This is a genomic window from Deinococcus frigens DSM 12807, assembly GCF_000701425.1.
Taxonomy (GTDB): Bacteria; Deinococcota; Deinococci; order Deinococcales; family Deinococcaceae; genus Deinococcus; species Deinococcus frigens.
Window position 1 is genome coordinate 1 of sequence record NZ_JNIW01000089.1, and the last position, 9,128, is coordinate 9,128.

The 9,128-nt window shown below is 68.0% G+C and carries 11 protein-coding genes and 2 pseudogenes; 4 read left to right on the plus strand and 9 right to left on the minus strand.

Translation table 11 applies throughout. The features are described from left to right. The 3 genes and pseudogenes from Q322_RS0118525 to Q322_RS23635 all read right to left on the minus strand — a co-directional run. Positions 1 to 257, minus strand: a pseudogene (locus Q322_RS0118525) (transposase); the annotation flags it as partial. A 67-nt stretch (positions 258 to 324) separates the two neighbouring features. After that, on the minus strand, positions 325 to 1,935 hold the full coding sequence (locus Q322_RS0118530) for a S49 family peptidase (protein ID WP_029479357.1): 1,611 nt from the start codon (positions 1,933 to 1,935) through the stop codon (positions 325 to 327). 133 nt (positions 1,936 to 2,068) lie between these two features. Continuing rightward, complete coding sequence (locus Q322_RS23635) at positions 2,069 to 2,731, minus strand: c-type cytochrome (protein ID WP_051668756.1); 663 nt, start codon at positions 2,729 to 2,731, stop codon at positions 2,069 to 2,071. A gap of 129 nt (positions 2,732 to 2,860) precedes the next feature. Between Q322_RS23635 and Q322_RS0118545 the strand changes: the two genes are divergently transcribed. After that, positions 2,861 to 3,628, plus strand: a complete 768-nt coding sequence (locus tag Q322_RS0118545) for a helical backbone metal receptor (RefSeq protein ID WP_029479359.1) — start codon at positions 2,861 to 2,863, stop codon at positions 3,626 to 3,628. Positions 3,629 to 3,634: 6 nt separating this feature from the next. Here Q322_RS0118545 and Q322_RS0118550 read toward each other — a convergent pair whose 3' ends face one another. Both Q322_RS0118550 and Q322_RS0118555 read right to left on the minus strand, forming a co-directional pair. Further along, the gene (locus tag Q322_RS0118550; RefSeq protein ID WP_029479360.1) at positions 3,635 to 4,105 is read right to left on the minus strand and encodes a hypothetical protein; all 471 of its coding nucleotides are present in this window, start codon (positions 4,103 to 4,105) and stop codon (positions 3,635 to 3,637) included. A 46-nt stretch (positions 4,106 to 4,151) separates the two neighbouring features. Beyond that, a complete protein-coding gene (locus Q322_RS0118555; RefSeq protein WP_029479361.1) occupies positions 4,152 to 4,736 on the minus strand; it encodes a TetR family transcriptional regulator C-terminal domain-containing protein in 585 nt (194 codons plus the stop codon). Positions 4,737 to 4,890: 154 nt separating this feature from the next. Here Q322_RS0118555 and Q322_RS0118560 point away from each other — a divergent pair, with 154 nt between their 5' ends. Together Q322_RS0118560 and Q322_RS0118565 are read left to right on the plus strand one after the other, a co-directional pair. Continuing rightward, positions 4,891 to 5,496, plus strand: coding sequence for a DoxX family protein (locus Q322_RS0118560; protein WP_051668757.1), 606 nt, complete (start codon positions 4,891 to 4,893; stop codon positions 5,494 to 5,496). An 86-nt stretch (positions 5,497 to 5,582) separates the two neighbouring features. Further along, entirely contained in the window at positions 5,583 to 6,149 is a 567-nt protein-coding gene (locus tag Q322_RS0118565; protein WP_034419270.1) for an MOSC domain-containing protein, read from the plus strand. Here Q322_RS0118565 and Q322_RS0118570 read toward each other — a convergent pair. From Q322_RS0118570 to Q322_RS0118580, 3 genes are read right to left on the minus strand one after another with little or no spacing between them, the layout of a single operon-like run. Further along, positions 6,136 to 6,798, minus strand: coding sequence for an LrgB family protein (locus Q322_RS0118570; protein ID WP_029479364.1), 663 nt, complete (start codon positions 6,796 to 6,798; stop codon positions 6,136 to 6,138). The two genes, Q322_RS0118565 and Q322_RS0118570, sit on opposite strands and share 14 nt — an antisense overlap. A 1-nt stretch (position 6,799) precedes the next feature. Continuing rightward, positions 6,800 to 7,204: a CidA/LrgA family protein gene (locus tag Q322_RS0118575; RefSeq protein WP_029479365.1), complete on the minus strand. Its 405-nt coding sequence runs from the start codon at positions 7,202 to 7,204 to the stop codon at positions 6,800 to 6,802. Next, positions 7,191 to 7,898, minus strand: a complete 708-nt coding sequence (locus tag Q322_RS0118580) for a 5'-methylthioadenosine/adenosylhomocysteine nucleosidase (RefSeq protein ID WP_029479366.1) — start codon at positions 7,896 to 7,898, stop codon at positions 7,191 to 7,193. The genes Q322_RS0118575 and Q322_RS0118580 overlap by 14 nt, the downstream gene beginning before the upstream one ends. A 128-nt stretch (positions 7,899 to 8,026) precedes the next feature. Here Q322_RS0118580 and Q322_RS0118585 point away from each other — a divergent pair, with 128 nt between their 5' ends. Further along, entirely contained in the window at positions 8,027 to 8,800 is a 774-nt protein-coding gene (locus Q322_RS0118585) for a methyltransferase domain-containing protein (protein WP_029479367.1), read from the plus strand. A 28-nt stretch (positions 8,801 to 8,828) separates the two neighbouring features. Here the strand turns inward: Q322_RS0118585 and Q322_RS24690 are convergent. Continuing rightward, positions 8,829 to 9,128 (minus strand): annotated as a pseudogene (locus Q322_RS24690) (IS4 family transposase); the annotation flags it as partial.

Sequence of the window (9,128 nt, forward strand, 5' to 3'; positions counted from 1 at the left end):
TAAATGCTGGTGGGGTCTATGGCTGGATTCTCCAGCCACCGACGAACTCGGCGTTCGGTGCTCTGGGCGAACGTGGCACGGGAGTGAATGTAAGGGAGCCAGGCGGGGATGGAACTACGCTGGGAGAGCAGCAGGCCCGTGACCATCCAAGCCAGCGTGTGGGCGTTGCGGACGTCATTCCACAATCCACTCTGGAGGTGGGCGAAGACGGCTTGATAGAGTCGGGGCGCGTCCCCGGTAGCATTTTCGGTTGTCACAGACAGAAAGTGTCCCCTACCGGGGACGCTTTCTCATACTTTGTGTCAGGCCGTCAGGTGCCAGCGCTCAGCGCACCCTGACTTCCTGATCGAACCACGTCAGCACCCGCTCGCGGCCAAAGGGCCAGACGCCCACCTGCGCGGCGCGGCCCGCCTCCTGCACGAATTCGGGGAGGGGTCCGGCGTTCCTGGGGGTGGCGGTATACACCGGCGCATCGTAGGGCAGCCCGGCCAGTTCGCAGGCGCGCTCGATGCCGGTCCGCAGGTCGCCCAGCTCGTCCACCAGACCGCGTTCCAGGCCGTCCTTGCCGCTCCAGATGCGCCCGCGCCCGATCTCGTTGACCTGCTCCTTGGTCATCTTGCGGCCCTCGGCCACGCGCGAGGTGAAGCGGTCATAGACTTCCAGGATGCCGCGCTCGACGTGCTGGCGTTCCTCGTCGCTGTAGGGGCGGCTGGGGCTGTACATCAGCGCGCGGTCCCGGCCCACCCGCTCGGGCTTCAGGCCCTGGCGCGCGTTGAATCCCTGCAAGATCGGCTTACCGCTCACCACGCCGATGCTGCCGGTCAGGGTGTACGGCGAGGCGACGATGTGTCTGGCGTGCGTGGCGACGTAATACCCGCCGCTGGCCGCGTACTCGCCCATAACCACCACCACCGGCTTCTCAGACGTGGATACCTCGCGCCACATCAGGTCCGAGGCCAGGGCGCTGCCGCCGCCGCTGTTGACATACAGCACGATGGCGCGGGTGTCCTTGTCCTCCTTGGCCCGCTTAAGGGCCGCCACCACCGTGTCCGAACCGGCCATCGGGCCGCCCAGCAGCGGCAGGGGCAGCGCGTTGTTGCGGCTCTTGCCCGTGACAATCGTCCCGATCACCGGAACCACCGCCACCTTGCCCGCCTTGGGGCTGCCGAATTTGCGCGGCATTAGCAAGTCGATGACCGCCGCCAGTGGACGGGTGCCGGGGCCGACGAGTTCATCCTCGTAGGCCACTTTGGTGATCAGGCCCGCCTCCAGCGCTCCCTGCGCGCTGGTCAGATCGCCCGTCAGCCAGGTCACGGCCACCTCCCGGTCCACGGCGCGCGCCGCCGCCAGATCGTCGGCCCAGGCCGCTTCCAGACCGTCGATGTACGCCTGGAGCTGTTCGCGGTTGGCGTCGTCCATGTGGTCCTGCGAGAAGCGGGTCAGGGCGGCCTTGTATTCACGGATGCGCAGGTTCTCGAACTCGATGCCGTGCTTCTTGAGGAACTCGCCCAGGTATGTTTGCTCCAGACCGAAGCCGCCCAGCAGCACGTCCGCCGATTCAGGGGCGGCGATTTCCTTTGCGCCGCTGGCGGCGATTAAAGCGGTCATGGTCAGTTGCGGCAGATAGGCCACCACCCGCTTGTGCTGCGCCAGGCGGCCCAGCATGCCCCGGATGGCGTGCGCGGCGGCAGGCGAGGCCGTAAACTCGCTGATCTTCACCAGTACACCGTGCAGCCAGTCGGCGTCCGCCAGCTTTTCCAGCCGCGCCTCCAGCGCCTCCAGCGTCTCGGTGCGGCTGAGCAGCGCGGCAATCGGGTTGCCAGGGTTGCGCTCTGGGTAGGGGCCAGTGACGTCCAGCACGATCCAGGTGGGGTGGGTCATGCCGCCGGGCAGGTCAGAGTCCTTGTTCAGAAAGGGAATATTGATGGGGGCCATACCCGTAAACTACGCGCATCCGCGTGAGAGGGTTCCCGGCGGGTCCGCCGTGATATTGAGCCAGTCTCAACCTCTGCCAACCTGGGCATAGAAAAAGCCTGCCGCGCGGGCAGGCCGTGAGTTCACCCGAGATTCAGAAGGTCTTGACGTAGGCGAAGATGTTGGCGATGTCCGAATCGGTGAGCTGGCTGTCGGCAAAGCGCGGCATGGTGGCGTTCAGCTCGGTGCCGTCGGGCAGTTTGCCCTGGCGCAGCACGGTGTGGAACTGCTCTTGCGTCCACGATTTGGGACCGTTGGGGAGTTTGAGGTTCGCGCCGATGCCGCCGCCGCCGTCCGCGCCGTGGCAGCCCGAGCAGTTGCTGACATACAGCTCCTGGCCCGCCGATGGGTCGCCCTGGGTCTCGGCGGCCACGGCAGTCGCGGCGGGCGGCGCGCCGGTGGCGGCCTGCTCGTTGCTCTTGGTGTCGGGATCGGTGGGGGTCCCGGCCAGCGCCGCGTCGGTGTCGCCGCTGGGCGCGCCCTCGCCGCTCATCTCTCCGCCGGGCCTGGCCACTGCGCCCTCGGAGCCGCTGGCGGTGCCGCCCGCCGCGTCCTGTTTCACGTCGCCCTGAGCGCCGGGTGCGCCTGCCGCGCCGGTGGCGGCCACGTTGGCGCTTGGCGCGGCCTCGGACGGAACGCGGGCCTTTTCTTCTGTCTGTTCCTCGTGCGGTGTGGTGGCCATCCGGTATCCGGTGAACGATCCAGCCAGCGTCAGGGCCAGCAGCAGCGTCATGGTGACGGCGAACGTGTTCTTCATGGCCCAGAGGTTACCACACGGTCAGGGGGCTTTTGACCGCGCTGGACACGGCGAATTGCGCCGAGAATACAATGCTGGAGGGTGCGTGACGGACCCGCCCTGTGCCCCCGCACCGCTACACTGTCCAGCATGGTATCTCTGTCGTCTCATCCGCTCCGGCTGGTCTCGCTGGTGTCCAGCAATTCGGACATTCTGGCCGCGCTGGGGGCCGCAGGGTGGGTGGTGGCCGCCGACTCGCACAGCGACGCGCCTGGATTGGAGGCCGCCCGCCGGGTCGGCCCCGATCTGGACATCGACCTGGACGCGGTGGCCGACGCGCGCCCCGGTCTGGTCCTCGCCAGCCTCAGCGTGCCGGGCATGGAACGCGTGGTGGACGGCCTGCATGCGCGTGGCCTGCCCACCCTGATCCTCGATCCGGTGACAGTGGCCGACACGCTGGACGACATCCGCCTGATCGGCACAACCATCGGACTCCAGGCACGCGGGCAAGAGGTGGCCGCGCAACTGGAGGCGGACCTCGCCCGCCTGCGTGCCAGGTATCCCCGTCCGCCGCGCGTGCTGGTGGAGTGGTGGCCCCGCCCGATCATCGCCGCCACCCGCGAGTCGTGGGTCACGGAACTGCTGGCAGGCATGGGAGCGGTCAACGCCCTGGCCACGCGCCCTGGACGCAGCGCGCCCCTGACGCTGGACGAGGTGCGAGACTGCCAGCCGGACCTGATCGTGTGTTCGTGGTGCGGCGCGAAGAAACTGCGGCCGGAGGTGATCGAGGCGCGCGGCCTGGGCATTCCGGTGATCGCCGTTCCCGAGAGCGGCCTGGGCCGCCCCGGTCCCCGCCTGCTGGAAGGCGCACGGCAGATCGCGGCGGCGCTCCAGGCACTGGCCCTGGCAAATGCCTGAGCGGTTCTAGCTCTGCGCCGTCATTAATTCCCGGAGCTGAAAGGTGTGGCGCACAGGATGCATGACCGCGTGTTCCAGCATGGCGTCGATCCAGTAGTGCATCCCTGGCGTATAGATTTCGGGTTGCATGTCCGCGTTGGTCACCCCGGCTAGGGGCACGCGCCACCACGCGAGCAGGTGCTCTAGATAGGCTTCGGCCCGCGCCTCCACGTTTTCAATGCTGGGGACGGGTTCCAACTGCGGGTCCGGCAGCCCCAGATGCGCGCACATCCTGACCATGTACTGCCCCGATGAATTGAGAACATGCCAAAGCAAATGCTCCAGCGATTGATAGTGTTTGTCGGGTGTGGCGGGGAGGTGGACGTTCGACGCCCTGGCCCGCTGCCACACCCCCAGAAACTCGCGCATTTTCTTGTCGTGGAGCAGCACCAGCGCCCGCGCGGCGCGGGAACGGTAGGCGGCCAAGTTTTCGGTCATGCGCCATCTTGAGCCTCAGGGAGTTGCGGGGCGTCGGCCAGATTGCCTACTCCCAGGCCAGAATCGCCCTTAACCCGGCCAGGCAATCAGCGCGGTAGGCGGCCAGATCAGGCTCGGGATCAGCCAGAAAGCGCACGCTCAGGCCCTCTACCAGCGCCCGCAGTTGCCGCGCCCGGGTCTGCGCGCCCTCCTCTCCAGCCAGCCGCGCCAGTTCCAGGTCCAGCTCCAGCGTCTGCCGTAAAAAATCGCGCTGCACGGCCATCAGCTCCGGGTCGCGGGTGGCCGCCGCCAGGAAATCCAGCGACACGGTGTAAAAGCGCCGGGTGTTCTGCACGCCGTAGAACTGGTTGTCCACGAAGGCGCGCAGCTTGGCGTCGGGCGCCCCGGCCTGTCTCAGTGCCCGGCGTGTGGCCACCGTGATGGTGCGCGTGAAGCGCCGCATCACCGCCGAGAGCAGCCCGGCCCGGCTGCCGAAGTGGTACACCAGCGTCCCCCGGCTGACCCCGGCGTGCCCGGCGATGTCCGCCAGCGTCACCCCGGCGTAGCCGCGCTCGTACAGCGCCAGATACGCCGCTTTTTCCAGCGCTGAGCGCCGGGCGCGGTCCTGAATGGGGTTGACGGTGCGGGCCATGGGGCCTCATAGCATCGGGGCTGGGGCGTAGGGAGTCAACTCGTGCCAGCCTCCCCTGGCCGTAATACCGTGGTAATGCAGCAGGAAGAGGCTGGGTACGCAGCAGAGACGATGATCAATTCGGCATCCCCCTCTGTGCTCTGGAGGCTCACCCATGACCACCCTGCCCAGTGCCCCAACCCCGGCCACCCTCAAGGAACCCGCCATTTCCCGCCTGCTGTTCGCCGATCCGCGTCTGGCCCCGCTGTGGCTTTTGCTGCGCCTGTATGTGGGTTACGAGTGGCTCAGCGCGGGCTGGGGCAAGATAACCCATCCCGCCGGAGTCTGGGTGGGCGAGAAGGCCGGAACAGCCGTGACTGGCTTTCTGAACGGCGCGCTCGCCAAGACCGGCGGCGATCACCAGGACGTGGCGGGCTGGTACGGCTGGTTCGTGGAAAATCTGGCCCTGCCCAACGCGGCGGCGTTCTCGTACATGGTTGCTTACGGCGAACTGCTGGTGGGCGTTGCCCTGATCCTGGGCCTGTTCACCGGGATCGCGGCCTTTTTCGGCGGCTTCCTGAATGCCAATTTCCTGCTGGCTGGCACGCTCAGCAGCAATCCGCTGCTGTTCATCCTGGCCACCTGGCTGGTGCTGGGCTGGCGCGTGGCCGGCTGGTGGGGCCTGGACCGCTGGATTCTGCCGCGCTTCGGCGTCATGGAAAGGCCCGGTGCCGCTCTACCGGGGCCGGAAGAACGGCGGCAGGGCGCTCCCGTCAGGTAGTCGCCCGGAGGGAAAGCACCCGGACGGTTTGTGTCCTGGTGCTTTCCCTCCTGTGGTGAGCCGCGCGATTTGCCATACTCCCCCTCATGAACCTGCTGAGCGTTTGCGTGGGCCAGCCGCACGCCGTGCGGAGCAAGTCCGGCTGGACCGGCATTCACAAGCAGCCGGTGAACGGTGCGGTGTCCATCGGGCGGCTGGGCCTGAGCGGCGATCACATCCTGGACACGGAAAACCACGGCGGCCCCGATCAGGCCGTGTACATCTACACCGCGCCGGATTACGCCTTCTGGTGCGCCGAACTGGGCCGAACGCTGGAGCCGGGAACCTTCGGGGAAAACCTGCTGTTCTCGGACCTGGACTCCGCGCCTGTACGGCTGGGCCAGCGGTTTGGGGTGGGCGGCGTGCTGCTGGAGGTCACCTTTGCCCGCGTGCCCTGCGTGACCCTGGCCGAGCGCATGGGCGATCCGGGCTTTGTGAGGCGCTTCCGCGAGGCCCGCAGACCTGGCATGTACGCCCGCGTCATCCGGGAAGGCGGGGTGCGGGCAGGCGACGCCGTGACCCTCGCCAATGCTGTGGCGGACGGTGCACCGACGGTCCTCGATCACTTCGAGTCGTGCTTTGCCGGGCAGCGTCCGGCCCCTAGCCCCGACTGACCCCCGCCACCACCAGCGTCACGAGCAGCGCCGCCAGCCCCATGCCAATCGAGCTGGCCGCCCCGGTCAGCTCCCCTTCCTCGCGGGCGCGGGCGGTGCCGACGCCGTGGGCGACCGCCCCGATGGCCAGCCCGCGCGCCAGCGGATGCTTCACGCCGAGCAGGGTCAGGAATCCGGGCAGGATCAGCGCGCCCACCAGTCCCGACAGCACCGCCAGCGTGGCGGCCAGCGCGGACGGCGCGCCCGTGAACTGCGCCAGTTGCAGGGCCACCGGACTGGTGGCGGGCGCGGTCAGCAGCGAGCGCTGCGCCTGGTCGCTCAGGTTCAGCATGCGCGAGAAAAATACGTCGGTCCCCACGCCCACCAGCGTGCCGCTCAGGCCGCCGATGACCAGCGAGCGCCATTGCCTGGAGAGCAGCGCCCGCAGCCGGTACAGCGGCACCGCCAGCGCCACGATGGCCGGGGCCAGCAGCGCGGTCAGCGGCCTGACCCGGTCCAGATAATCCGCGTGCGAGACGCCGCCCACCAGCAGCACTCCGGCGACGATCAGCGTGGCGATCAATGTGGGATTGGCGAGCGGCGAGCGGACCCGCGTTTGCAGGACCACCCCCAGCGCGAAGGCGATTAAGGTCAGGGCGATCCAGGCCACCCTAAACCTCTGGCCCGCGCTGCTCTGGCCGTGCCAGGCGCGAGGCCAGCACTCCGGCCACGCCGCCGCCCAGCAGCAGGCCCGCCGTCATCACCAGCAGCCACAGCCCCCACGCGGCCCCGGCGGACAGGTAGCCGATAAAACCCACCGTGGCTGGGACGAACAGCAGCCCCAAAATGCCCAGCAGCCCGTCGGCGGCGTCCGCGATCCAGTGCAGGCGCACGATCTTCAGCCCCAGCGCGGCCCACAGCAGCGCCAGTCCCACCACCGAACCCGGCAGCGGCAGCCCCGACACCGTGACCAGCGCCTGTCCGCCGGCGGCAAAGCCCACCAGGACGCCCAGCCCCAGCACGAACCGGACCGGGACGGGAAGGCGGGCCGTTGTGGATGGTTCAGGTGCCGTCATCGTCTCCAGCCGTCAGCCGCGCCAGCATGCCGCGCACCACGGCCTTGGCGTGGCGGGCCACCTGCGGCATGAACTCGCGGTAATCCACCCCGGCGCTGCCGTCCGCCGTGTCGCTGACGCTGCGGATTACCACGAAGGGCACGCCCGCCTTGGCGCAGACCTGGGCCACCGCCGCGCCCTCCATCTCGGCGCAGGCGGCGTCGAAGGTGGTCTGGAGCCGCCGGACCCCCTCCGACGAAGCGATGAACTGATCGCCGCTGGCGACGCGGCCCTGGGTCACGCGCACCCCCGGAACCTCGTTCGCGGCCTCCACGGCCATGGCCCGCAGCAGCTCGTCGGCGGCCCAGGCAGGCGCTTCTCCCGGCACGGTGCCCAGTTCGTAGCCCAGCGCGGTCACGTCCACGTCGTGCTGCACGCAGTCGGTGCTGATCACGATGTCGCCCACCCGCAGGTCGGGGTGAACGCCGCCCGCCACGCCGGTAAAGATGATGCGCGTCGCCCCCGCCGCCAGCAGGTGCGCGGTGGTCAGCGCCGCATTCACCTTGCCGATGCCGCCGCGCGTGAGCAGCACACTCACGCCGTCCAACTGGCCCCGGTGCAGCGTCGCGCCGGGATAGGACAGGTCCTGCCGCCCCTGCAAGTCCCCCAGCAACAACTCGATTTCCTCGTCCATCGCGCCAATGATTGCCAGCATCACTGCGGAGTGTAGAGCATCGGGCGCACGGATTTGGAACGTTGGTCGTGGGAAGAAAGGCCAGCCCTTGACCCGCTGTTACCACTGGAGTACGGACACATCTGCGTGGGGTGATTTATGCTTGGCGCATGACTTGGAATCCGGATCAGTACCACCAGTTCAGGGCCGCCCGCAGCGCCCCCGCACGCGATCTCCAGGCGATGATCCCGGACAGGCCCTTTTGCGAGATCGTCGATCTGGGCTGCGGCACCGGCGAGCAGACCGCGCAACTGGCCGCACGCTTTGCGGCAGCGCGGGTTCTGGGCCTGGACAGCAGCGCGGAGATGCTGGCGCGGGCGCGTGAACACAACGCCCCCAACCTGCGATTTGCGGCAAGCGACATTCTTGAGCTGGAGGGCGACTTCGATCTGATCTATTCCAACGCGGCCCTGCAATGGCTGCCTGATCATCCGGCATTGCTGGCCCGCCTGTGGAAGCATCTGCGGCCCGGCGGCGTGCTGGCCGTGCAGGTTCCCGCCAACCACGATCACGCCTCGCATCGCCTGCTCTCGGAAACGGCGGACGGGTTTCGCACTGAACTGGGCGGCTATACACGCTTCGGCCCGGCACACGGCTCATCGCCCGTGCTGACGCCCGCCGCCTATGCCGAGACGCTGGACGCGCTGGGAGCAGCGGAGATCACCGCCATCAGCAAGGTCTATCCAGTGGTCCTGAACGGTGCGGCGGGCCTGCTGGACTGGACGCGCGGCACGGCGCTGGTGCCCTACCTCTCCCGGCTGGGCGAGGAGGACGGACGGCGTTTCCGGGCGGCGTATCTGGAGCGCTTGACGGCAGCGTTCCCCGGTGGGCGCGTGTTCTACGGCTTCACGCGGGTGCTGTTCGCGGCGCATCGGCCCGCCTGATCAATGGTTCGGACACTTTTAGCCGGATTCAGGCTGCCTTAACCCCCAAATCCAGCGGCCTAGACGGGTGTTTTTCTAATTCAGTAAATCGCGACTGAAGACCCAGATTGCTCAAAATTCGCCAGGCCAGGAGTCGGTTGTAAGCCCGTCGTTTGATGTCCTCATAGGAAAACACTCGTGAAGTGGCGGGACGTTGCTGGAGGCCGTTGGCCTCCAGCAAAACCTCTGCCCGTCCCAGGCTCAGCGCAAAGAATGAGGCATTCCAGTGGTTCTCCAGTGCCACCGTAGACCGGAGCTGACAAGTGGTCAGTCCAGCGTGCTGTTTGGC

Coding starts and splice junctions, on each gene's coding strand:
- Q322_RS0118545 (WP_029479359.1), top strand. CDS start 2,861: ATGGTATCTCTGTCGTCTCATCCGCTCCGGCTGGTCTCGCTGGTGTCC.
- Q322_RS0118585 (WP_029479367.1), top strand. CDS start 8,027: ATGACTTGGAATCCGGATCAGTACCACCAGTTCAGGGCCGCCCGCAGC.
- Q322_RS0118560 (WP_051668757.1), top strand. CDS start 4,891: ATGACCACCCTGCCCAGTGCCCCAACCCCGGCCACCCTCAAGGAACCC.
- Q322_RS23635 (WP_051668756.1), bottom strand. CDS start 2,731: ATGAAGAACACGTTCGCCGTCACCATGACGCTGCTGCTGGCCCTGACG.
- Q322_RS0118555 (WP_029479361.1), bottom strand. CDS start 4,736: ATGGCCCGCACCGTCAACCCCATTCAGGACCGCGCCCGGCGCTCAGCG.
- Q322_RS0118580 (WP_029479366.1), bottom strand. CDS start 7,898: ATGCTGGCAATCATTGGCGCGATGGACGAGGAAATCGAGTTGTTGCTG.
- Q322_RS0118550 (WP_029479360.1), bottom strand. CDS start 4,105: ATGACCGAAAACTTGGCCGCCTACCGTTCCCGCGCCGCGCGGGCGCTG.
- Q322_RS0118575 (WP_029479365.1), bottom strand. CDS start 7,204: ATGACGGCACCTGAACCATCCACAACGGCCCGCCTTCCCGTCCCGGTC.
- Q322_RS0118565 (WP_034419270.1), top strand. CDS start 5,583: ATGAACCTGCTGAGCGTTTGCGTGGGCCAGCCGCACGCCGTGCGGAGC.
- Q322_RS0118530 (WP_029479357.1), bottom strand. CDS start 1,935: ATGGCCCCCATCAATATTCCCTTTCTGAACAAGGACTCTGACCTGCCC.